Origin of the sequence: Ensifer sesbaniae (assembly GCF_013283665.1) — a bacterium.
GTDB classification, from domain to species: Bacteria; Pseudomonadota; Alphaproteobacteria; order Rhizobiales; family Rhizobiaceae; genus Ensifer; species Ensifer sesbaniae.
On the sequence record NZ_JABEKU010000003.1, the window covers coordinates 393,220 to 415,811 of the forward strand.

22 protein-coding genes and 1 tRNA gene are annotated in these 22,592 nt (G+C 63.0%); 8 read left to right on the forward strand and 15 right to left on the reverse strand.

The window, feature by feature from the left end:
• Nucleotides 1-75 precede the first annotated feature (75 nt).
• The 3 genes from lysA to argH all read right to left on the reverse strand — a co-directional run bounded on the left by lysA (nt 76) and on the right by argH (nt 3,124).
• Nucleotides 76-1,344, reverse strand: a complete 1,269-nt coding sequence (gene lysA, locus BHMPCIPO_RS30445) for a diaminopimelate decarboxylase (protein WP_173520550.1) — start codon at nt 1,342-1,344, stop codon at nt 76-78.
• Between the two features lie 73 nt (nt 1,345-1,417).
• Nucleotides 1,418-1,612: an LPS translocon maturation chaperone LptM gene (gene lptM, locus BHMPCIPO_RS30450; RefSeq protein WP_173520551.1), complete on the reverse strand. Its 195-nt coding sequence runs from the start codon at nt 1,610-1,612 to the stop codon at nt 1,418-1,420.
• A gap of 108 nt (nt 1,613-1,720) precedes the next feature.
• Nucleotides 1,721-3,124 (reverse strand): argininosuccinate lyase, encoded by a 1,404-nt coding sequence (argH, locus tag BHMPCIPO_RS30455; protein ID WP_173520552.1) that lies wholly within the window; start codon nt 3,122-3,124, stop codon nt 1,721-1,723.
• 26 nt (nt 3,125-3,150) lie between these two features.
• On the opposite strand from argH, the gene tlpA reads away from it, so the two are divergent.
• Entirely contained in the window at nt 3,151-3,822 is a 672-nt protein-coding gene (gene tlpA, locus BHMPCIPO_RS30460; RefSeq protein ID WP_173520553.1) for a thiol:disulfide interchange protein TlpA, read from the forward strand.
• A 69-nt stretch (nt 3,823-3,891) separates the two neighbouring features.
• Here tlpA and BHMPCIPO_RS30465 read toward each other — a convergent pair whose 3' ends face one another.
• From BHMPCIPO_RS30465 to BHMPCIPO_RS30495, 7 genes are all read right to left on the reverse strand, one after another.
• On the reverse strand, nt 3,892-4,764 hold the full coding sequence (locus BHMPCIPO_RS30465; protein WP_173520554.1) for a 3-hydroxybutyryl-CoA dehydrogenase: 873 nt from the start codon (nt 4,762-4,764) through the stop codon (nt 3,892-3,894).
• 149 nt (nt 4,765-4,913) lie between these two features.
• Nucleotides 4,914-5,843 carry an electron transfer flavoprotein subunit alpha/FixB family protein gene (locus tag BHMPCIPO_RS30470; RefSeq protein WP_173520555.1) on the reverse strand — a complete coding sequence of 310 codons (930 nt, stop codon included), beginning with the start codon at nt 5,841-5,843 and terminating at the stop codon, nt 4,914-4,916.
• Nucleotides 5,844-5,866: 23 nt separating this feature from the next.
• Complete coding sequence (locus BHMPCIPO_RS30475) at nt 5,867-6,616, reverse strand: electron transfer flavoprotein subunit beta/FixA family protein (RefSeq protein ID WP_173520556.1); 750 nt, start codon at nt 6,614-6,616, stop codon at nt 5,867-5,869.
• 291 nt (nt 6,617-6,907) lie between these two features.
• Nucleotides 6,908-7,699 carry a rhomboid family intramembrane serine protease gene (locus BHMPCIPO_RS30480; RefSeq protein ID WP_173520557.1) on the reverse strand — a complete coding sequence of 264 codons (792 nt, stop codon included), beginning with the start codon at nt 7,697-7,699 and terminating at the stop codon, nt 6,908-6,910.
• 63 nt (nt 7,700-7,762) lie between these two features.
• On the reverse strand, nt 7,763-8,341 hold the full coding sequence (locus BHMPCIPO_RS30485) for a cob(I)yrinic acid a,c-diamide adenosyltransferase (RefSeq protein WP_173520558.1): 579 nt from the start codon (nt 8,339-8,341) through the stop codon (nt 7,763-7,765).
• Between the two features lie 67 nt (nt 8,342-8,408).
• A complete protein-coding gene (locus BHMPCIPO_RS30490; protein ID WP_173520559.1) occupies nt 8,409-8,612 on the reverse strand; it encodes a twin transmembrane helix small protein in 204 nt (67 codons plus the stop codon).
• 24 nt (nt 8,613-8,636) lie between these two features.
• The gene (locus BHMPCIPO_RS30495) at nt 8,637-9,470 is read right to left on the reverse strand and encodes an SDR family oxidoreductase (RefSeq protein ID WP_173520560.1); all 834 of its coding nucleotides are present in this window, start codon (nt 9,468-9,470) and stop codon (nt 8,637-8,639) included.
• A gap of 180 nt (nt 9,471-9,650) precedes the next feature.
• Between BHMPCIPO_RS30495 and BHMPCIPO_RS30500 the strand changes: the two genes are divergently transcribed.
• Nucleotides 9,651-10,559 (forward strand): YihY/virulence factor BrkB family protein, encoded by a 909-nt coding sequence (locus BHMPCIPO_RS30500; RefSeq protein WP_173520561.1) that lies wholly within the window; start codon nt 9,651-9,653, stop codon nt 10,557-10,559.
• Here the strand turns inward: BHMPCIPO_RS30500 and gluQRS are convergent.
• Nucleotides 10,548-11,429 carry a tRNA glutamyl-Q(34) synthetase GluQRS gene (gene gluQRS / locus BHMPCIPO_RS30505; protein WP_246304744.1) on the reverse strand — a complete coding sequence of 294 codons (882 nt, stop codon included), beginning with the start codon at nt 11,427-11,429 and terminating at the stop codon, nt 10,548-10,550. The two genes, BHMPCIPO_RS30500 and gluQRS, sit on opposite strands and share 12 nt — an antisense overlap.
• Nucleotides 11,430-11,483: 54 nt before the next feature.
• Here gluQRS and BHMPCIPO_RS30510 point away from each other — a divergent pair, with 54 nt between their 5' ends.
• Entirely contained in the window at nt 11,484-12,131 is a 648-nt protein-coding gene (locus BHMPCIPO_RS30510; RefSeq protein ID WP_173520563.1) for a DNA-3-methyladenine glycosylase family protein, read from the forward strand.
• Between the two features lie 107 nt (nt 12,132-12,238).
• Complete coding sequence (locus tag BHMPCIPO_RS30515; protein ID WP_043623031.1) at nt 12,239-12,796, forward strand: HNH endonuclease; 558 nt, start codon at nt 12,239-12,241, stop codon at nt 12,794-12,796.
• Nucleotides 12,797-12,917: 121 nt separating this feature from the next.
• On the opposite strand, the gene BHMPCIPO_RS30520 is transcribed toward BHMPCIPO_RS30515, so the two are convergent.
• Entirely contained in the window at nt 12,918-13,430 is a 513-nt protein-coding gene (locus BHMPCIPO_RS30520; RefSeq protein ID WP_173520564.1) for a disulfide bond formation protein B, read from the reverse strand.
• Between the two features lie 216 nt (nt 13,431-13,646).
• On the opposite strand from BHMPCIPO_RS30520, the gene BHMPCIPO_RS30525 reads away from it, so the two are divergent.
• Nucleotides 13,647-13,731, forward strand: a tRNA-Leu gene (locus BHMPCIPO_RS30525).
• A 123-nt stretch (nt 13,732-13,854) separates the two neighbouring features.
• Complete coding sequence (locus BHMPCIPO_RS30530) at nt 13,855-15,495, forward strand: AMP-binding protein (protein WP_173520565.1); 1,641 nt, start codon at nt 13,855-13,857, stop codon at nt 15,493-15,495.
• Between the two features lie 42 nt (nt 15,496-15,537).
• Here BHMPCIPO_RS30530 and BHMPCIPO_RS30535 read toward each other — a convergent pair whose 3' ends face one another.
• Together BHMPCIPO_RS30535 and BHMPCIPO_RS30540 are read right to left on the reverse strand one after the other, a co-directional pair.
• On the reverse strand, nt 15,538-16,812 hold the full coding sequence (locus BHMPCIPO_RS30535; RefSeq protein ID WP_173520566.1) for a GNAT family N-acetyltransferase: 1,275 nt from the start codon (nt 16,810-16,812) through the stop codon (nt 15,538-15,540).
• Nucleotides 16,809-18,200, reverse strand: a complete 1,392-nt coding sequence (locus tag BHMPCIPO_RS30540) for a lipopolysaccharide biosynthesis protein (RefSeq protein ID WP_173520672.1) — start codon at nt 18,198-18,200, stop codon at nt 16,809-16,811. The genes BHMPCIPO_RS30535 and BHMPCIPO_RS30540 overlap by 4 nt, the downstream gene beginning before the upstream one ends.
• Before the next feature lie 127 nt (nt 18,201-18,327).
• On the opposite strand from BHMPCIPO_RS30540, the gene BHMPCIPO_RS30545 reads away from it, so the two are divergent.
• Complete coding sequence (locus tag BHMPCIPO_RS30545; RefSeq protein WP_173520567.1) at nt 18,328-18,561, forward strand: hypothetical protein; 234 nt, start codon at nt 18,328-18,330, stop codon at nt 18,559-18,561.
• A gap of 154 nt (nt 18,562-18,715) precedes the next feature.
• Here the strand turns inward: BHMPCIPO_RS30545 and secA are convergent, their stop codons facing one another.
• A complete protein-coding gene (secA, locus tag BHMPCIPO_RS30550; protein WP_173520568.1) occupies nt 18,716-21,430 on the reverse strand; it encodes a preprotein translocase subunit SecA in 2,715 nt (904 codons plus the stop codon).
• 243 nt (nt 21,431-21,673) lie between these two features.
• On the opposite strand from secA, the gene BHMPCIPO_RS30555 reads away from it, so the two are divergent.
• Nucleotides 21,674-22,540, forward strand: coding sequence for a peptidylprolyl isomerase (locus BHMPCIPO_RS30555; RefSeq protein ID WP_173520569.1), 867 nt, complete (start codon nt 21,674-21,676; stop codon nt 22,538-22,540).
• The last annotated feature ends 52 nt before the right edge of the window (nt 22,541-22,592 follow it).

Genomic DNA, 22,592 nt, shown 5'->3' on the forward strand with positions numbered 1-22,592 from the left:
CGAAGACGAGGGCGCAAACAGAATCGTGATCGCCCGGGTGGCGACCACAATTTGTCGTCGTTGGTGCGGGTTGCCTCAGCCGAGCCAGTCCGGAACCGAATCGAGGCCGATCAGGGCATCGTAATCCTGGCGCGGGCGAACCACGTGGAAGCGGTCGCCCTTGACCAGAACTTCGGGGATCAGCAGACGGGAATTGTAGGTGCTGGCCTGGACGGCGCCGTAGGCACCGGCCGAACTGATCGCGAAGAGATCGCCGGGCTTCGGCATCGCCATTTCGCGATCGAGCGCCAGATAATCGCCGGTTTCGCAGACCGGCCCGACGACGTCGGCGCGGATGCGCGGGGCATTGGCGGCGGAGATGCGAACAGGGCGGATCTCGTGATAGGCCTCGTAAAGCGTCGGGCGGATGAGGTCGTTCATCGCACCGTCGACGATGACGAAGGTCTTGTCGCCGCCATCCTTCACGTAGATGACCTCCGTCACGAGGATGCCGGCATTGCCGACGATCAGCCGACCCGGTTCGGTGACGATCTTGCAGCCGAGCGACTGCAACTGGCTCTTGACGATTTCGGCGTAGGCATCCGGCAGCGGCGGAGGGTTGTTGTCGTCCTTGTAGGGAATGCCCAAGCCCCCGCCGATGTCGACATGGTCGATCGAATGGCCGTCGGAGCGCAGCGTATCGACCAGTTCACGCAGCAGCTTGAAGGCGTCGTCGAAGGGCTGCAGCTCGGTGATCTGGCTGCCGATATGCATGTCGATGCCGGTCACCTCAATGCCGGGCAGGGTGGCGGCGTGGGCATAGACGGCGCGGGCGCGCTCCCAGGAAATGCCGAACTTGTTTTCCTTCTTGCCCGTGGAAATCTTGGCGTGGGTCTTGGCGTCGACGTCCGGATTGATGCGGAAGGAGACGTGGGCGCGCTTGCCGGCCCGCACGGCACGCTGGTTCAGCACCTCGAGTTCCGGCTCGGACTCGACGTTGAAGCAATAGATGCCGGCGTCCAGTGCCAGATCCATCTCCTGCGGCGTCTTGCCGACGCCGGAGAACATGATCCGGCTTGCGGGAATGCCGGCGGCAAGCGCGCGGCGGAGTTCGCCACCCGAGACGACGTCTACGCCGGCGCCGAGGTGACCGAGCGTCTTCAGCACTGCCTGGTTCGAATTGGCCTTCATGGCGTAGCAGACCATCGCGTCCACGTCGGCGAAGGCCTTGGAAAAGACCGTATAGTGGCGCTCGAGTGTGGCTGTCGAATAGCAATAGAAGGGTGTGCCGACGGCGCGCGCGATGTCGGTGACCGGCACGTCTTCGGCGTAGAGGATTCCGTCGCGGTACTGGAAGTGGTTCACGGGCTGCAGCTCGGCTTTGAGCAATTCCAGGGAAGTATGATGCGATCTTCCGTCCGGAATTGCGTAATTTCAACTAGAGGAGGGGATCGAGCAGGAAAGGACGTTCGTCGGGTTTTTCCTTCTGCTCCACGGTTCCGGCGGGCGTCTTGGTGTTAATCGGCGCCGTCGAACCGGGGCGGTCGAGATCACCCTTGCGTCCGCAACCGACAAGAACCAGCCCGGGGATCGCCAGCAGGAGCGCAAGCCGGGCCGCCTTCGTGAATGTCATCGTGATTTTCCTTCGCGGGACTGATGCTGGTGCGATGTCTTATCGATTTTTCCGGCGCTTGTGCACCCTGAATTTGCGGGCGGAAACCGCCCGCACCTTCGTCCGTCCCTAGTTGCGGGCGCGCCACCAGGCGATCTGCTTGCGAACCTCGTTGGGGGCCGTGCCGCCGAAAGAGGTACGGCTGGCAACCGAGGCCTCGACGGTCAGCACGTCGAAGACCTTCTCGGTGATGTCGGCATGGATCGACTGCAGGTCGGCAAGCGAAAGATCCGCCAGATCGCAGGCCTTCTGTTCGGCCAGCGCGACGGCACGGCCGGTGACGTGGTGGGCGTCACGGAAGGGCAGTCCCGCCTCGCGCACCAGCCAGTCGGCAAGATCGGTCGCGGTCGAATAGCCGGAGCCGGCGGCCGCCTTCATGCGGTCGGTGCGAACAGTCATGTCACGCACCATGCCGGTCATGGCGGCAATCGCCAGTTCGAGGCTTTCGGCGGCGTCGAAGACCTGTTCCTTGTCTTCCTGCATGTCCTTGGAATAGGCGAGCGGCAGGCCCTTCATGACCGTCAGCAGCGCGATCAGCGAACCGTTGATGCGGCCAGTCTTGGCGCGCACCAGTTCCGCGGCGTCGGGGTTCTTCTTCTGCGGCATGATCGAGGAGCCGGTCGAAAACGCATCCGACAGGCGGATGAAGCCGAATTGCGGCGTCGACCAGATGACAATCTCTTCGGCGAGACGCGACAGGTGCGTGGCGGCAATCGATGCCATCGACAGGAATTCGAGCGCGAAGTCGCGGTCGGAGACGGTGTCGATCGAGTTGCGGGTGGGGCCGGCGAAGCCGAGCGCCTTGGCCGTCATGTGCCGGTCGATCGGGAAACCGGTGCCGGCCAGTGCCGCCGCGCCAATCGGGCTTTCGTCCATATGCTCGATAGCGTGGCGCACGCGCGAGCGGTCGCGGCCGAACATTTCGACATAGGCCATGCAATGGTGGCCGAAGGTGACGGGCTGGGCCGTCTGCAGGTGGGTGAAGCCGGGCATGACGGTGTCGGCATGTTCCTCGGCGCGGTCGAGGAAGGCGGCGATCAGCGCCGTCAGCGCCTTCTCGGTCTTCTGCAACTCTTCCTTGACCCAGAGGCGGAAGTCGAGCGCCACCTGGTCGTTGCGCGAACGGGCGGTGTGCAGGCGGCCGGCCGAGGGGCCGATCAGCGTCGCCAGCCGCGCTTCGATGTTCATATGGATGTCTTCGAGGCGGCGCGAGAAGTCGAACTGACCGCTTTCGATTTCTGACAGGATCGTGTTGAGGCCGTGAACGATCTTGTCTTTGTCTTCAGCCGAAATGATGCCTTGATGCGCCAGCATGGTCGCATGCGCTATTGAGCCGCGGATATCCTGGGCATAGAGCTTCTTGTCGAAGCCGATCGAGGCATTTATCTCCTCCATGATCGCGTCCGGACCCGAGGCAAAGCGACCGCCCCACATCTGGTTGGAGAATTTCGTCTCGGAATTGCCGTCAGTCATGAAGAATGCCCGCCTTGGAGAATGAGATGCCCGACCAGAAGAAATCCCCCCCGGCCGTGAAACTGTTCGCGCTCGCCGCCCTGTTCGGCGTGATCATCGGTGCGGCAGCGGTATACGTGAAGGAGACGGGGTCTGGCAATGGCGCGCAGACCGAAACGGCCAGTGCCAGCTGCCCGCTGACATCAGCCAAGGTCGCATCACTGACGCCGCTGATGAAGGGGCAGGTGGCCGCCATGGCGCCGGCGTCGTCACCGCGGCCGATCGCGCTCGACTTCAACGGCCCCGACGGCAAGCCGACGAGCGTCTCGGCTTTCGCCGGCAAGACCCTGCTCGTCAATCTGTGGGCCACCTGGTGCGTGCCCTGCCGCGAGGAAATGCCGGCGCTGAATGCGCTGCAGAAGTCGCTCGGCAGCGACAAGTTCGAAGTGGTGGCGATCAATATCGACGTCGGCGACGACGAGAAGCCGAAGGCGTTTCTCGACGAGACCGCCGTGCATGAGCTTGCCTATTACCGCGATGCGTCTATGGGCGTGTTCAACAACATGAAGAAGGAAGGTCTCGCCTTCGGCTTGCCGGCAACGCTGCTGCTCGACGACAAGGGCTGCCTCATCGGCTCGATGAATGGCCCGGCCGCCTGGGACAGCGACGACGCCAAGGCGCTGATCAGCGCGGCGATTGCCCCGGCTGCCGGCAGCTGAGCGGGATCAGAACTCACCCAAAGAAAAACCCGGCGGTGCGCCGGGTTCTTTTGTCAGTTGCTGATGGCATTACCGGGTCGGAACCGGGACATCGCCACGATAGTCGTAGAAGCCGCGGCCAGACTTGCGGCCGAGCCAACCGGCTTCGACATATTTCACCAGAAGCGGGCAGGGGCGATACTTCGAATCCGCCAGGCCGTCATAGAGCACCTGCATGATCGACAGGCAGGTATCGAGGCCGATGAAGTCGGCAAGCTGCAGCGGGCCCATCGGATGGTTGGCGCCAAGCTTCATGGCCGTGTCGATGGCCTCGACGCTGCCGACGCCTTCGTAAAGCGTATAGATCGCCTCGTTGATCATCGGCAGCAGGATGCGGTTGACGATGAAGGCCGGGAAATCTTCGGCGACCGTTACGGTCTTGTCGAGCGTCGCGACGAATTCCTTGGCGGTCTTGAAGGTCTGCTCGTCAGTGGCGATGCCGCGCACGAGCTCGACGAGCTTCATCACCGGAACCGGGTTCATGAAGTGGATGCCCATGAAATGCTCGGGGCGATCGGTGGCCGAGGCCAGGCGGGTGATCGACAGGGAAGAGGTGTTGGTCGCCAAAATCGCTTCCGGCTTCAGGATCGGACAAACCTGGCCGTAGATCTTGCGCTTGATCGTTTCGTCTTCGGTGACGGCTTCGATCACGAGGTCGGCCTGCGACAGGTCGTTGATGTCGGAGGAACCCTTGATCAACGCAAGCGCCGCCTTGCGCGCCTCGTCGGTCATCTTGCCGGAGGATACCTGGCGGGCGAGATTGCCGTTGATGGTGGCAAGGCCCGCTTCGATCCGTTCAGCGGCAAGATCGTAGATCTGCACCTTGTATCCGGCGATTGCCGAAACATGCGCAATGCCGCAGCCCATTTGCCCGGCACCAATAACTCCGACCGTCTTGATCATTGCGGCGAACATCCATCTTCAAGTGGGCGGCCAGGCCGCCTCAGACACGCAAACCGGGCCGGTTTGGCCGGCCCGGTAGATTGTTAATGCCAAGTCCACGCTTTTGCCAGCCCTTTTCATGGGCGGCGGCGGGCGGATCTTGCCGTGGGTTACAGGGCCTTCTGCAACTCCGGCAGGGCGTCGAAGAGATCGGCGACGAGGCCGTAGTCGGCGACCTGGAAGATCGGCGCCTCCTCGTCCTTGTTGATCGCGACGATCACCTTGGAGTCCTTCATGCCGGCGAGATGCTGGATCGCCCCGGAGATGCCGCAGGCGATGTAGAGATCGGGTGCGACCACCTTGCCGGTCTGGCCGACCTGCCAGTCGTTCGGAGCATAACCGGCATCGACGGCGGCGCGCGAAGCGCCGACGGCGGCACCGAGCTTGTCGGCCACCGGCAGGATCACTTCCTGGAACTTCTCCGAGGAGCCGAGCGCGCGGCCACCGGAGATGATGATCTTTGCCGAGGTCAGTTCCGGGCGGTCGGACGACGACAGCGCGTCGGCGACGAACGAGGAGACGCCCGGGTTGGCAGCCGCCGAAACAGTTTCGATCGCAGCCGAACCGTCTTCGGCAGCGGAGGCGAAGGCGGCGGTACGCACGGTGATGACGCGCTTGGCTTCCGTCGTCTGCACCGTCTGGATGGCGTTGCCGGCATAGATCGGGCGCTTGAAGGTGTCGGCGGAGACGACCTCGATGATTTCCGAGACCTGGCTGACGTCGAGCAGGGCGGCAACGCGCGGCATGACGTTCTTGCCGACCGAGGTCGCGGCGGTAACGATCGTGTCGTAACTGCCGGCGAGCGAGACGATCAGCGCCGCTAAGGGCTCGGCGAGGTTGTTGGCAAGCGAGGCGTCGTCGGCGACGAGCACCTTCGAGACGCCGGCAAGCTTGGCGGCCTGTTCGGCCGCCGTCTTGGCGCCGGCACCAGCAACCAGCACATGCACGTCGCCACCGATCTTGGTGGCAGCGGTCAGCGCCTTGGCGGTCTGGTCGGAAAGGTGGTTGCTGTCGTGGTCAGCCAGAAGAAGAATGGCCATGATTTAATCTCCCTTTGCTGAACTTAGAGGACGCCGGCTTCGGTCTTGAGCTTCTCGACGAGCTCGGCGACCGACTTGACCTTGATGCCGGCCTTGCGGCCCGACGGCTCCTCGGTCTTCAGCACCTTGAGGCGGGCGGCGGTGTCGACGCCGAAGTCGGCCGGGGTCTTCTTGTCGAGCGGCTTCTTCTTCGCCTTCATGATGTTCGGCAGAGAGGCGTAGCGCGGCTCGTTCAGGCGCAGGTCGGTGGTGACCACCGCCGGCAGCTTGATGTCGATCGTCTGCAGGCCGCCGTCGACTTCGCGCGTCACGGTTGCCTTGCCGTCGCCGATCTCGACCTTGGAGGCAAAGGTGCCCTGGGCCCAGCCGAGCAAGGCCGACAACATCTGGCCGGTCTGGTTCGAGTCGTCGTCGATTGCCTGCTTGCCGACGATGATCAGGCCCGGCTGTTCGGCCTCGGCCACACCCTTGACGATCTTGGCGACGGCGAGCGGCTCGACCTGGTCTTCGGTCTCGACGAGGATGGCGCGGTCGGCGCCCATGGCGAGCGCGGTGCGGAGCGTCTCTTCGGCCTTGGCCGGACCGACGGAAACGACGATAACTTCACTCGCCTTGCCGGCTTCCTTCAGCCTGAGCGCCTCTTCGACCGAGATTTCGTCGAAGGGGTTCATCGACATCTTCACGTTCGCAAGCTCGACGCCCGAACCGTCTGCCTTCACGCGGATCTTGACGTTGTAGTCAACCACCCGCTTCACCGTCACAAGTATTTTCATGGATTCTTCCCTCCAAGAGCTTTCGCAGGAAAATGCGCCTTAACGGAGCCGCCTGATTGTCGGTTGGCGACATCGATACGCGTTTTTTCTCCAATTACAATCGCTGTGCATGGCGCTAAATCGATATAACCCCGAGAATTGGAATGACGTTTACGTACACGTAAGACTGACAAATGGCAAGCGGCCTCCAGGGCCGGTTGTCTGCAGGCCGTCAAGGCAGGGCCAGTGGCAGGCAAGTCCTTGAAATGGCGCCCAATCCGCGTCGAATGCGTGGGAGAGGCGAGGGCGTGCTCAGGTCTGGCGTCCCCAGGGCATCGGCGGTTTTGTCGCATCCGCAGGCAGTTCCTGTCCGGCCGCAACCGGCTCCGCCTTGTGCCGGACGGCGCGCGGCGTGACGATGGTGCGGTCGAAAAGCGGCACGTCGCGGCGTCGCAAAATGACCACCAGGACGAGGCCGGCGACAATGCCGCCGACATGGGCGCTCCACGAAACGCCGCTGCCGGGATCGACGACCAGCATGAAGAACTGCTGGCCGATCCAGAAGGCCAGCGGAATGGCGGCTGGCAGGGGAAGCGGGATGCGGAAGAACACCAGAACCCAGACCCGCACCTTCGGATGCAGAAGGAAATAGGCGGCAACGACGCCGGAGATCGCGCCGGAGGCGCCAATCAGCGGTACTTCGGAGGCCGGGTCGAAGAGTCCATGGGCGAGCGCCCCTGCGGCGGCGCAGAGGAGATAGAAGAGCAGAAAGCGGAAATGCCCGAGCGCATCCTCGACATTGTCGCCGAACACCCAGAGAAACAGCATGTTCATCGCCAGATGCATGACGTCGCCATGCAGGAAGGAATAGGTGACGAAGGTGAAGCCGTCGGGAACGATGACCAGCGAGGGATCGAGTTGAGCATAGTCGAAGATGAGCGCCGGGATATAGCCGAAACCGAGAATGGCCGCGTTGGCGAACTCTTCCGAGGCGATCGGCCCGGTGATCAGCCAGACGGCGATGTTGATGGCGATCAGGCTGATCGTGACATACTGGACCTTGATGTGCTTCAGGGCGTTCGTATCGTGAAGCGGTATGAACATGCGGTCTCCCCGAAGCGCGGATCATGCCAAGGTTCCCCGCGGGGAACTTTATGGAAGCGGACGTTATCTGTTTTTTCCGGGAACCCAAAGGACGTCGGCTTGGCCTTTGTCATTTGCCGAGCGCGCCGCGACAAACAGGAAATCGGAGAGCCGGTTGATGTAGGCGATCGCTTCGGCGCTGACGATCTCGCTTTCGACATTGGCGAGCGCCACCATCTGCCGCTCGGCCCGCCGCGCCACGGTGCGGGCGACATGCAGCGCAGCGGAAGCGGGGCTGCCGGCCGGAAGCACGAATGAACGCAAGGGTTCGAGTTCGGCATTCAGCTGGTCGATTTCGGTCTCGAGCCAGGTCACCTGTGCTGCCACGATGCGAAGCGGCTCATATTGCGGCGGCTCTCCCGTATCCGGCGTCGCCAGATCTGCGCCGAGATCGAAGAGGTCGTTCTGGATCCGCATCAGCGTGTCGTCGAGCGCCGGCATATCGGCCGTGTGCTGTCGCGCCAGGCCGACGAAGGCGTTGGTCTCGTCCACCGCGCCATAGGCATCGACCCGCAGGTCGCTCTTGAGGCGGCGCGGACCTGCAACAAGCCCGGTGGTGCCATTGTCACCCGTCCGGGTGTAGATCTTGTTGAGCTTCACCATCTATCGTCACGATCCTCAGCAATTCCAGGAAAGGTGTGAAACGGCTTTCCGTCCGGAATTGCGTCATCTAGGTCGGGCGACCGCCGCCGGTGAGCCACAGCGTCACCATGATCAGGACGATCGCGATCGCCTGCAACAGGACGCGTGCCTGCATCAGCTTGTTGGAGGTGTTGCCGCTGCCGCCCTTCGCCATGTTCAGGAGACCACGGATCAGAACGATCACGACCAAGCCCATGATGAACAGGGTCAGGCCGGTAAAGAAGCTGGACATCGAACTCTTCCTTGCAATTCTACTTCAGCCAAGTCGGCCGATGATGCGATAAAACAATGCAGCCGGCAGGAGTTTTTTCAGAAGCGCGCCCTGCCTGGCGGGCCTTGTTACAATATAGTGCGGTTTGGGTTTCTTTGCTGCCAGCGCGTGCTTCAAAACCGCATAAACCGCATCCGGGCCGAGCTTGCCGGGGGCGGGTTTGCTCTCGCCCCGGAGGCGCCGCATCTGTCGTTCGTATTCGACGCGGTGCACCGAATTCTTGAGGTCGATGAAGCGCTCGATATAGGCGATCGCGTTGGTCGTGAATTTGGAGGCGATCGGCCCGGGCTCGATGAGGCTCACCTCGATGCCGCTGCCGGCAAGTTCCATCTTGAGGGTGAGCGACAGCCCCTCGATTGCAAACTTGGAGGCGTTGTAGGCGCCGCGCCAGCGATAGGGCACGATGCCGAGGATGGAGGAGCACTGCACGATGCGGCCGCTACCGCGCGCCCGCATGGCCGGGATCACCCTCCGCGTCAGGTCATGCCAGCCGATGACGTTGGTCTCGAACTGGAGCCGAAGCGCTTCGGTCGGCAGGTCCTCGACCGCACCCGCCTGGCCATAGGCGCCGTTGTTGAACAGCGCGTCGATCCGTCCGCCGGAAAGCGCGAGCACCGTGTCGGCCAGGGCGGCGATGGTTTCCGGCTTGGTATAGTCCATCAGGAAGGTTTCGATGCCTTCGGCCTCAAGAGACTGGCGGTCTTCTTCCCGACGCACGGTGGCAAAGACCCGCCAGCCATCGGCATGGAGCGCGCGCGCGCAATAGGCGCCGATCCCGGACGAACATCCGGTGACAATGATTGTGGGGCGATCAGTCATCCGATCGATTCCTGTAGAAATCCTGCCTCCGTTTCCCATATTCATCGGCGGGATACAATTGAATTGCGCAAGCCGGAACCCGCCAGCGTTGTCGCCATTGCGATCGTGTCAAGCCAAGGAAACGGTACCGGACGGCGGCGCCGGAGTGTGCGGTCTCGGGCCCTTTAGGATTGGAATGGAATGCCAGCGTTCATACGCATCACCTGGAAAGTCGTGTTCGATGCGCTCTGGCATTTCAGCCTTGATGACGGTTGGGCGATGGCGAGCCACGTGGCTCTGTCGTCGCTGCTTGCCGTCTTTCCCTTTCTGATCTTCGGCACCGCACTTGGCAGCTTTCTCGGCGCCGATCAGTTCGCCGAAACGGCCGTGCACCTGATATTCGACGCCTGGCCCGAATCCATCGCCAAGCCTGTCGCCGACGAGATCGTACGGGTGTTGACGATCCCGCGCGGTGGACTTTTGACCGTTTCCGTTCTAGCCGCGGCCTATTTCGCCTCCAACGGCGTGGAGGCGCTGCGCGTCTCGCTGAACCGCGCCTACCGCGTGAGTGAAAGCCGCTACTGGTACGTGACCCGGCTCGCGAGCCTTGGCTTCGTGCTCGCCGGCGTGCTGATCCTGGCGGCGCTCAGCATCCTCCTGGTCGCAGTGCCGCTGGCGGTGCGTTACGCCGGAGAATGGTGGCCCTGGTTCGGCGGCGTCCTGGCAACCGTCGACAACTGGAGCCTGCCGCTCGCTCTGGTCGTCTTGACCGGTGGACTTCTGGTGTCGCATCTCTGGCTGCCCGACGGCCACCGCAAGGTGGTCGACGTGCTCCCCGGCATTGTGCTTACGCTCATCTGCTGGACGATCGGCGCCTACGCCTTCGCTTCCTATCTCGCGACCTTCGCCACCTATGTCTCGACCTATGCGGGCCTAGCGTCGATCATGATCGTGCTCGTGTTCCTCTACATGATCGCGGCCATCTTCATCATCGGCGCCGAGATCAATGCCGCGATCCTGAAATACCGGGTCAAGCGCATGGTGCGGCGGAGCTTTCAGTTCCGCAATGGAAACGAGGCCGTTCGCGAAGAACAGGATCTAGACGATTAACGCCCGGACCTCTTCCGGAGTGCGGCCGGCGGCGCGGAAAGCCGCAATGCCGGTATCCTGGTTACTCTTGGACAGTTTGCGGCCATCCGGTCCGAGGATCAGCCGGTGGTGGTGATAAAGCGGCTGCGGCAGGTCCAGAAGCCGCTGCAGCAGCCGGTGCACGGAAGTCGCATGATAGAGATCGCGGCCGCGCACGACATGGGTGATGCCCTGCAGCGCATCATCGACGACGACGGACAGATGGTAGCTCGACGGTGCATCGGAGCGCGACAGGATGACGTCGCCCCAGGCGGCGGGGTCGGCCAGGATGACGCCGGCTTCGCCCATTGGCCCGGCGCCACTCTCGTCCCAGGTGAGAGGGATTCCCCCGAGGAGGCTGATCGCCTTCTGCATGTCGAGCCGCCAGGCATAGGCTCTGCCGCTTGCGAGCAAGGCTGCTCGCTCGCTTGCTGAATAGATGCGTTCGCGACCGGGATAGAGCGGTGTGCCGTCCGGATCGCGCGGCCAGGTCCGGCCGTCGGCCTCGGCCTCGGCGACGGCCGCCTTGATCTCGCCGCGGGTCATGACCGAAGGGTAGACCACGCCGAGCTCGTTCAGTCGTTCGAGCGCTGACGCATAGGCATCGAGGTGGTCCGACTGGCGGCGCACGGGGCGCTCCCAGTTAAGGCCGAGCCAGGCGAGATCCCTGGAGATGGCGACCTCGAATTCCGGGCGGCAACGGGTCTGGTCGATATCCTCGATGCGCAGCAGGAAGCGGCCGTTCGTGGCCTTCGCCATGTCGTGGTTCAGCACCGCGGAAAGCGCATGGCCGAGGTGAAGCAGGCCGTTCGGGCTGGGGGCAAAGCGGAAAACGGGTGGCGTGTCTGGCATCCTTTTCCTTTGCCATGGAAGGGGTATAAAAATCATCCGCTTTGTGGAGGCGTCATGCGGATCATCCGGACACATGAGGATATCGAAGCCGGGCTTTCCGGTCTGGTGATGCTGGATGCGCGCCTGGAGCACGTGGTCGCCAAGGCCGGGCCGGTGCCGCTCCGGCGAACCGATCCCGGCTATCGCGGCCTTGCCAGCATCATCGTGTCGCAGATGGTCTCGAAGGCGAGTGCCGCGGCGATCTGGCGGCGGATGGAGGAGAGGCTCGGCGAGGTCACGGCATCAGGGGTGATTTCGCTCAGCGACGAGGACTGCCGCGCAATCGGTCTTTCACGCGCCAAGGCGGATGCGCTGCGTCGTGTCGCCGATGTGGTGGTCGGAGGCGAGATCGATCTCGATGCGATCTGCGACGCCGAAGCGACCGAGGCGATCCGGGATCTGACGGCGATCAAGGGCGTGGGACGCTGGACTGCGGAGGTCTATCTCTTGTTTTGCGCCGGCCACCCGGACGTCTTCCCCTCCGGCGACGTCGCGCTGCAGAACGCGATCGGCCACGGCCTCGGTCTCGAATTGCGCCCGACCGCACGCGAAATTGATTCGCTCGCCGCCTCCTGGTCGCCCTGGCGCAGCGTCGCCGCGCGGCTCTTCTGGGCCTATTACGCACAGGAAATGCGCCGCGATGCTGTTCCTGTGACACCTTGAAGGAAAAAGCGAATCCAGCGAGCGCATTTTTCTTTCCGGCTTCACAATCCTGTTGCAACGGGCCTAATATAGAAGGTGCAGATGCCGAATCGATCAGGAGAATACGCTTGACGATTGCAGTCTCACCACAGGCCTTACCAGCGCTCGTCTTGAACGCTGACTATCGGCCGCTGAGTTACTACCCCTTGTCGCTTTGGTCCTGGCAGGACGCGATCAAGGCAGTCTTCCTTGACCGTGTAAACATCCTTGCCGAGTACGAACATTCGGTGTCGTCTCCGAGTTTCTCGATGCGACTGCCGAGCGTTGTTTGCCTCAAGAGCTACGTGCAGCCCTCGCGCCACCCGGCCTTCACCCGGTTCAACGTGTTCCTGCGCGATAAATTCGAATGCCAGTATTGCGGTTCGCCCGACGATCTCACCTTCGATCACGTGGTGCCCCGCGCTCACGGCGGCCAGACGACATGGGACAACGTCGTCGCAGCCTGCTCTCCCTGCAATCTGCGCAAGGGCAGCAAGCTGCCGAAGCAGGCCGGCATGTTCCCGCACCAGAGGCCCTACCAGCCGACGGTACAGGACCTGCACAACAACGGCCGGCTCTTTCCGCCGAACCATCTGCATGAAAGCTGGATGGACTATCTCTACTGGGACGTCGAACTGCAGCCCTGACGCTGTTCGTGCCTTCTTGCCGGATCAAGCCCGGAAGCGGGAGCAGGGCAGGTGCGTGCGTTCGCCAACCCCTCGTCGGGTTGTCACGCGATGGTGTCCGTTTTCCTGGAGCGATCCGGGATCAGCGCGCCCTTGCAGCGCCGCGAAGCGCGATCGCTGCGAGGATCAGGCTGGCGATCACGTTCCATCCGGCGAAGGAAAGGCCGAACACCCGCAATGCGGCTTCCGTGCAGGACGGGGCATGCTTCGAATCGAGATCGCCGAGCAGGTCGCCGACATTGGACGACACGCCCTGCGCCGTCGTGGCGCAGGTGGATGGCCCTTCCCAGAAATGCCATTCGGCGCCGGCGTGATAGGCGCCCATGCCGGCACCGAGGAGCATCAGGATGCCGACGACGCCGAGCAGCGTGCGCGTCAGCCACACGGGCAGTTTCAGCGCGCTGGTGATGATGGCGAGGATGCCGATCGGAATGCCCCAGTAATAGGGGTCGCGCTGCAGCAGGCAGAGCGCGCAGGGGATATAGCCGCCAATATGCTCGAAGCCGAGCGCCCCGCCGACGGTTGCCGCCATGCCGAGGGTCACGACAATGGCGATCAGCAGATGTTGGCGGGATTGGGTGGCGGCGTCGATCATCTATACCTCGGGGGCGGCAGGCCTATGGAACCGGCACCTGCCGCAGTGCAAACTGGATGGCGTCTTCTTAGGCAGGATCGCGCGCGCTGTAAATCGTGGGTGGCCGCGACAGGTCCGCACGCTTTCGTGATTGTCCGCGTGGCATCTTGAAAATGATGGTTGACCATCGCGAAATCCTTCGTGTAAATCCGAGCCGCTGATATCGCATTTCCCTGAGCCCCATTGGCGGAATTGGTAGACGCGCTCGACTCAAAATCGAGTTCCGAAAGGAGTGCTGGTTCGACCCCGGCATGGGGCACCACCACAATACACTTTCTTCACATCCCATCGTCGGTCCCACATGCCTGACCGCCACCGCGGTCATTGAACAGACGCTGACGAAGGTGTTAGGTGCGCTGCAGCACAAATCTGTCATGGCAGCGTCATGTTACCGAAAATCGAGACCTACGACGAACTCTACCGCGCCTTCCGCTGGCAGATCCCGGAAAAGTTCAATATCGGCGTCGCGGTCAGCGACGCCCGGGCCGCACGCGAGCCGGAGCGCGTCTGTCTTCAGCATTTCGACCCCGATGGCGCCCATCGGGCACTGACCTATGGCGCGTTCGCCCGGCAATCTTCCGCCTTTGCAAAAGGGCTCTCAGGCGAGGGCATTGCGCCCGGCGAGCGGGTCGCGATCCTTTTGCCGCAGGGCTTTGAAGCGGCGATCGCCCACGCGGGGATCTATAAGCTCGGCGCCATCGCGCTGCCGCTGGCACTTCTCTTCGGTGTCGAGGCGCTCGAATACCGGCTGCGTGACGCCGGTGTTTCGGCTGTCGTCACCAACAACTTTGGCTTCGAGCGCGTGGCCGCAATCCGGGATCGGTTGCCGGAGCTGCGTCTGGTCGTGCTGGCGGAAGATCAGCCGCAGCCGGGTACGATCGCCTTTTCTTCGCTTGCCTCGCGTGATCCCGTTGGCTTCGTGCCGGCGGATACCGGCCCGGACGATCCGGCTTTGATGATCTACACCTCGGGCACCACGGGGCCGCCGAAGGGCGCGCTGCACGGGCACCGGGTGCTGCTCGGCCATCTGCCGGGATTCGAGTTTCATCATCACTTCCTGCCGCAGCCTGGCGACCGGATGTGGACGCCGGCGGACTGGGCCTGGGCAGGAGGGCTGCTCAACGCACTGTTGCCGTCGCTGCTGCATGGCGTGCCCGTCGTGTCGTCGCCGGCGCAGAAGTTCGACCCCCATACGGCGTTTCGTATCTTGGAAGAGATGGACGTGCGCAACGCCTTCATCCCGCCGACGGCGCTCCGGCTGATGAAGGCAGTGGAGAGGCCGCGCGAGCGCTACCGGCTCAATCTCCGGACCATCGGTTCGGCGGGGGAATCCCTCGGTCGCGAAACCTACGAATGGGCAAAGGCAGCGCTCGGCCTCGACGTGAGCGAGTTCTACGGCCAGACCGAGTGCAACATCGTCATCTCTTCGGCCGCCGATCTCGGCGTCGTCAAGCCTGGATCGATGGGCAAGGCGGCACCCGGCCACCGGGTGGCGATCATCGACGGCGAGGGTCACGAACTGCCGCCCGGCAGTGTCGGCCAGGTGGCGGTGAAGCGGCCGGATCCGGTGATGTTCCTCGGCTATTGGGGGAACGATGAGGCGACCGAGAAGAAGTTCATCGGCGACTGGATGACGACGGGCGACCAGGGCGTGATGGACGAGGAGGGGTATTTCACCTTCTTCGGCCGCGATGACGACGTCATCACCTCGTCGGGTTACCGCATCGGTCCCGGCGAAATCGAGGATTGCCTTGCCGGTCACCCGGATGTGCAGCTGGCCGCTGCTGTCGGCAAACCCGATCCCGTCCGCACGGAGATCGTCAAGGCCTTTGTCGTCCTGCGGCCCGGCGTCGATGGTGACGAGCGGGTCGCGGCGTCCATTCGCGAGTGGGTGAAAACCCGGCTGTCGATGCACGAGTATCCGCGCGAAATCACCTTCGTCGACAGCTTGCCGCTGACGACCTCGGGCAAGGTTATCAGACGGTTCCTGCGTGAACGGGCAGCAGCGGAGGCGCGCGGCGACTGAGGCCGCGGCCGGCCGCGCGGCTTAGCCGGAACGGCTCTCAATTTAGCGCCCGGCCAGTGCCTTGATCTTGTCGCGCAGCATGCGCGCCATGTTGCGGGTGTTGCGGTAGAGGTGGAGCTGGGCCGCGACCTGGCGCACTTCGCGGTCACGGGTCTGCTCAAGGCCGATGACCAGCGTGCCCATCTCCTCGCGCTCCTGCCAGAAGCGGCTCATGACCGGGTGATCCGGCACGGCGCAGGAATCGGAGCGGGCGATGTTGGCATCGTCGAGATGCCATTCCGTCAGCTCGGCCAGCAGCAGCTTGCCCGGGGAGAACTTGGCATAGCGTTCGTCATAGGCCGTCTTCCAGGTATAGGCCTCGCCCGACATCAGGAACACCACCATGGATGCGATCGCCCGGCCATCGAGGTCGAGCGTGTGGATGCGCACGCTGTCGCCATCGGCAAGATTGGTGATCGCTTCGCGGGCAAAGGCCGCACGGAACCGGTCGAGCACCATGGCGCTGCGCCCCTTTCCCTTCCATCCGGACGCTTCGAGCGCCAGGAATTCCTCCATGCGCAGGCGGATCTCGGCGGGTTGGCGGGCGACGGAATAGTTCAGCGCGCCCTGTTTTTCCAGGTTGTTCCACTGCCGCCGCAACTCGCGGAAATGCGCCGGGCTGATGGCGTTGCGCAGATAGGTCGGCCCGTCGAGCAGGCTTTCGAGCATGGGGCGGCTGTGGGTATCCGTTACCGTCAGCGGCAGGTTGCGGCCGATGGCGACGGCGCGGGTGAGGCGGGCCACCTTGCCGTTGAGGCGCATGTCGGGAAGGACGAGCACCGAGGGCAAGCCGCCGGAGGGGGCGGCAAAGGCCTCGAACAGATTGTCGAGGGTCTCTGCCGCATCCTCTGCGTCAAGCAGCGGGACGCCGAGCGGACCGAAAGGGTTCGACCACGCGCGAATGATCGGCGCGCCGATCGAGAAGCCCGGCTTCTCGATCGAAAACGGCATCAGAAACCGCAGCCGGCTGCGGCGTTCATCGTTGTCACGCATGATCGCAAGGCGGATCACCCGGTCTTCGAGACGGGGCATTGCGGGGGCAAGAAAGCGCCCGGTGAAGAAAACGTTCGGTTCCAGGGCCCGGTTCGACAGGAAGTCGAGTTCGCGCTGCAGATCGTAGCCGGCCTTCGCCGGGTAGATGGCGAGATGGCGTCCAGGACGGCCGACTTCGATCATATGTTCCGCGGTCGGGCCTGCATCGCCAGGTTGCGCCAGACCGCCAAGGACTCGGGCGGCCCGGCTGTTTGCATCGCTCGGAAGATTGGTATTGCCGATCATGGATGGACAGTCCCGTTGTTATCATTGCCGGCCCGCACGCTCGCAAAGGCGAAGAGCGCGAAGCCGAAGGTATGCCGGACGGCGATATGCAGCAACATCGCCTCGACGAACATTGCACCTGCGGTTGCAAGGGCGGCGCCGGTCAGTCCGAGGAGAGGGATGAGGCTGAGATTGAGTGCGATGTTGGCGACCAGCGCGCCGGCGTAAAGGATCACGCAGAGTGTCTGCTGGCCCGCCATGGTCAGAAGCGTTTCCGCCGGCCCGACGAAGGCCTTGGCGAGAATGCCGCCGAAGAGGATCATCATCAAAGGCATGCCGGTGACGAAGGCAGGCCCGAAGAGCGAGAGCAGGAACGGGCCTGCGAGCAGGACCAGCGCGCCGACCAGCAGCGACGGCCAGAAGGCCCAACGCGCGCTTTCGATCGCGATACCCGCGAGCTGCCTGCGGTCACGGGCCATGGCGTTCGAAACGCGGGGGCCGGCCGCCGCCTTGACGGCGAACATGACGAAGTGCACCAGCGCCATGGTCTTGGCGGCGGCGAAATAGATCGCAACGTCATCGGGATCGAGATAGAGGCCGACGATCACGACGTCGGAATTGGTCAGCAGAAAGCCGAAACCATCGACCAGGAAGATGGGGATCGAAACCCGGAGCCAGCGGCCAAGCTCGATCCGCCGGGGCCCTTCCACGTAGCGTGAGCGGAGACGATAGGTCAGCACGAGGAACTGCGAGACGGTGGTGACATAGGCGGCGGCCATGGCCGCGACCATGGCGGTTTGCGCCGTGTGCTGCGCGCCCGCCGAGACCGCCAGCACCATGAAGGCGAGGACCAGCAGCGGGCGAATGATGAAGGTGGGGCTCATGGCGGAGAGCGCCCAGCCATGGGCCCGCGACGTTCCGTCCATGACGTCGCCAAGGGCGATCATGGGTAGGGTGAAGAGGCCGAGATGGAGCGGCACGAGATAATAGGCCTCGATGTGCTCTGAAAAGAGCCAGATGCCGAGCAAGCCGACGACGGCGACCGCGGTGGCGGAGGTGAGGGCGAAAACACGCACTGTCGTCGTCACGCCGCGGATTTCGTCGAGCGCGGCAGTCGCCTGATATTCCGGCAGGAAGCGGATCACGACGGAATGGAAGCCGACGCAGGAGAGGCTGCCGAACAGGATCACCAGGACCCAGACGAAGACGAAGATGCCGTATTCGAACTCGCCCATCATCCGGGCCAGGATGATCTGCGACAGGAAAGCGATGGCTGCGCTGAGGATGCGAACCGTGAAGGCGACGAGCGCCATGCGGCGAGCCGTGTTCTTCAGGTCGGAGCCGCTCAAGATGGCAACAACCGCGCCGATCATCGCGGACAAGCGGTGTCTCATCGCCGACGGCAGCATTCGTCCGGCCGTTTGACATACCGCCATGAACACGAGAACACCCTGAGATTACGCAATACAGGGTTTCACTACTGCCAGAACAGCGTTAACAAACGGTTCAGTGCGGTTGTATTGGCGAGACGAGGCCATGCCGATAAGCGATGGTGAGCGAGAACGGATGATGCGGGCAAAATCGATCGGCCCACGCATGATCGGCTATCTCGAGGAGATCGGCATCGAGCGGCTTTCTGATCTGAAAACGGCCGATGCCGAAGAGCTCGCCTTCCGCATCAACACAACGCTCGGCCGCCGCCACATCAATCGCACGGGCATTCACGCGCTCGAAAACCTGATCGCCTACGCCAAGTCGTTCGATCGGTAAGGGCTTTCAGATCGGCTGCTTGCGCTTGAGTTTCTGATAGCCGCTGCCCGCCTCTGCGCCTTGGGACGCGGTAACCGGAAACGAAAATGCCGCCCGAAGGCGGCATTTCCTGCAAAGGGCATGGGCGCGAAACCCAAGCTATCCCTTGTCTCGCTTATGCCTCGTAGACGCCGTGGCAGTGCTTGTACTTCTTGCCGGAACCGCAGGGGCAAAGTTCGTTGCGCGAGACCTTGCCCCAAGTCGACGGATCCTTCGCATCGCGTTGCACGGGAGCGGGGGCGAGAAGCGTTCCAGCGCCGCCACCGAAATCGTCTTCGCCGGTCAGCGGATCGATATGGTGGCCATGCATGACCGGCGGTGCCGGCTGCGGCGCTTCGGCTGCTTCGCGCACCAGTTCGACGCGCATGAGTTGTGCGGTTACCGCCTGGCGCAGGTTGCCGAGCAGGGCCTGGAACAGTTCGAAGGCCTCGGACTTGTATTCCTGCAGCGGATCGCGCTGTGCGTAGCCGCGGAAGCCGATGACCGAGCGCAGGTGGTCGAGGTTGACGATATGCTCGCGCCAGAGATGGTCGAGCGTCTGCAGCACGACCGAGCGTTCGACATATTGCATGATCTCGAGGCCGAAGCGTTCGGCGCGATCTGCCGCTTCCTTCTCGGCAGCGGCGGTGACGCGTTCGAGAATATCGGCCTCGTCGATGCCCTCCTCGGCAGCCCATTCAACGACCGGCAGGTCGAGATTGAGGTATTGCTGAACGTCGGCCTTCAGGCCCTCGACGTCCCACTGCTCGGCGTAGGCGCGCTCTGGGATGCGCTTGCTGACCATGTCCTCGATGACTTCGGTGCGCATATCGGTCACGGTTTCCGTGACGTTTTCGGCATCCATCAGCTCAATGCGCTGCTCGAAGATCACCTTGCGCTGATCGTTGAGAACGTCGTCGTATTTCAGGAGGTTCTTGCGGATGTCGAAGTTGCGCGCTTCGACCTTCTTCTGGGCGCGCTCGAGCGCCTTGTTGATCCAGGGATGGACGATCGCTTCGCCTTCCTTGAGGCCGAGCTTCTGCAGCATGCTGTCCATGCGGTCAGAGCCGAAGATGCGCATCAGGTCGTCCTGGAGCGACAGATAGAACTTCGAACGGCCCGGGTCGCCCTGACGACCGGAACGGCCGCGAAGCTGGTTGTCGATGCGGCGGCTCTCGTGACGCTCGGTCGCGAGAACGTAGAGGCCGCCGGCAGCAAGCGCCTGCTCCTTCAGCTTCTGCACTTCGGCGCGGATCGCTTCGATGCGCTGGTCGCGCTCCGGACCCGGTTCGACGTCGGCAAGCTCCTGCTGGATGCGCATGTCGACGTTGCCGCCGAGCTGGATGTCGGTACCGCGACCAGCCATGTTGGTGGCGATCGTGACCGCACCCGGCACGCCGGCCTGAGCGACGATGAAGGCTTCCTGCTCGTGATAGCGGGCGTTCAGGACCTGGAACTTGCCGAATCCGGACTTCTTGAGGAGATCGGCAAGCTGTTCGGATTTTTCGATCGAGGTCGTGCCGACCAGCATCGGCTGGCCGCGCTCATGTGCCGACTTGATCTCGTCGATGATGGCTTTCAGCTTTTCGCCCTGGGTACGATAGACCTCGTCGTCCTCGTCGATACGCTTGATCGGCAGGTTGGTCGGCACTTCGACCACTTCGAGGCCGTAGATGTTGCCGAACTCTTCCGCTTCGGTCGCCGCCGTACCGGTCATGCCTGCAAGCTTGGAATACATGCGGAAATAGTTCTGGAAGGTGATCGAGGCGAGCGTCTGGTTCTCGGGCTGGATCTGCACCTTTTCCTTGGCTTCGAGCGCCTGGTGCTGGCCTTCGGAATAGCGCCGTCCCGGCATCATGCGGCCGGTGAACTCGTCGATGATGACGATCTCGCCGTTGCGGACGATGTAGTCCTTGTCGCGGGTGAAGAGCTTGTGGGCCTTCAACGCGTTGTTGACGTGATGGACGATCGCGACGTTTTCGATGTCGTAGAGCGTTTCACCCTTCAGGAGACCCGCCTGACGCAGCAGGTTCTCAAGCTTCTCCGTGCCTTCTTCCGAAAAGTTGGCGGAGCGTTGCTTCTCGTCGATTTCATAGTCCTCGGGCGAAAGCAGCGGGATGAAATCGTTGATCGTGTTGTAGAGATCGGAGCGGTCGTCGAGCGGACCGGAGATGATCAGCGGCGTGCGGGCTTCGTCGACCAGGATCGAGTCCACCTCGTCGACGATGGCGAAGAAGTGACCGCGCTGGACCATCTGTCCGCGTTCGTACTTCATGTTGTCGCGCAGATAGTCGAAGCCGAGTTCGTTGTTGGTCGCATAGGTGATGTCGCAGGCGTAGGCGTCGCGGCGCTGCTCGTCGGTCAGGCCGTGGACGATGACGCCGGTCGTCATGCCGAGGAAGCCGTAGATGCGGCCCATGGTGCCGGCGTCGCGCTGGGCGAGGTAGTCGTTGACAGTGACGACGTGTACGCCCTTGCCGGCAAGTGCATTGAGGTAGACGGGGAGGGTCGCGACGAGGGTCTTGCCTTCACCGGTCTTCATTTCGGCGATCGCGCGTTCGTGCAGGATCATGCCGCCGATGAGCTGGACGTCAAACGGGCGCAGGCCGAGGACGCGGCGAGCGGCTTCGCGCACGACCGCAAAGGCCGGTACCAGGAGATCGTCGAGCGTCTTGCCCTCTTCCAGCTGCTTGCGGAATTGCACCGTCTTGGCTGCGAGCGCCTCATCCGACAAAGCCTTCGTTTCGGCTTCAAGAGCGTTGATGGCATCCACCCGACCCTGGTAGCCGCGGACGCGGCGATCATTGGCGGAACCAAACAACTTGCGGGCTAGGCCGCCGAGACTGACCATACGGATGGTCCTTTCTTTTTTGTTGCCTGGGGTCCCATGGCCGCGCCGCAAAAACCGCGCAATGCCGCGAAACGCCCGGAAACTGTTCTGGACGCGAGGTTGCGTGACAGATAAGAGGGGGGTCGAATTATGTCAACGCACTTGCGCTGCCGGACGGCTACAGAACCGCCACATTCTGGTGGTGTGCAGCCGCTACGAGCCGGACGCAATCGCGCGGAAGGCCAAAGTGAAAGGTTAGTGAGCATGTCCAAGTTGAAAACCCTGGCTGCTGCGGCACTGGTTGCGGCGATGGCCGCTCATGGTGGCGCGCGGGCGGAAGACGCCGATCCGGTGATCGCCAAGGTTGGCGGCGAGGAAGTGCATCAGTCGGAGCTCAATCTCGCACTGGGCGGCCTTGACCCGCAGCTTCAGCAGATGCCGGAAGAGCAGAAGCGCGCCGCCGCGCTGTCGGCGATCATCGACGTCAAGCTCCTGTCGAAGACGGCCGAAAAGGAAGGTCTGCAGGATGATGCGACCTTCAAGCAGCGCGTCGCCTACCTGACCGCGCGCGAACTGCACAACGCCTACTTCAAGAAGCACGTGGTCGACGCGATCACAAAGGAAGAGGTGAAGGCGCGCTACGACAAGGAGATCGCGGCGATCCCGGCGCAGGAAGAGGTGAAGGCTCGCCATATCCTGGTCAAGACCGAGGACGAGGCCAAGGAAATCATCAAGGAACTCGACGCCGGCAAGAGCTTCGTCGAACTGGCCAAGGCGAAGTCTTCCGATCCGAACAAGGACGATGGCGGCGATCTCGGCTACTTCACCAAGGGCCGCATGGTGCCGGAATTCGAAACGGCTGCCTTCGCTCTCGAAAAGGGCGCCTACACCAAGACCCCGGTCAAGACGCAGTTCGGCTTCCACGTGATCCTGATCGAAGACAAGCGCCCGCAAGCTCCGCCGACGCTGGAGCAGGTCGAACCGCAGGTTCGTCAGCTTGTCATGCGTGACAAATACGTTGAGCTGCTTGCTGCCGCCAAGAAGGATGCAAGCGTCGAGATTTCCGATCCGGCCCTGAAGAAGGCCTATGACGAGGCCAACAAGGCGCAGGGAACTCAGGAAGCCAAGTAAATTCGATCGGCAGGTCCTGCCCTTGGCGGGGCCTGCCATCACCGCTTTTTGC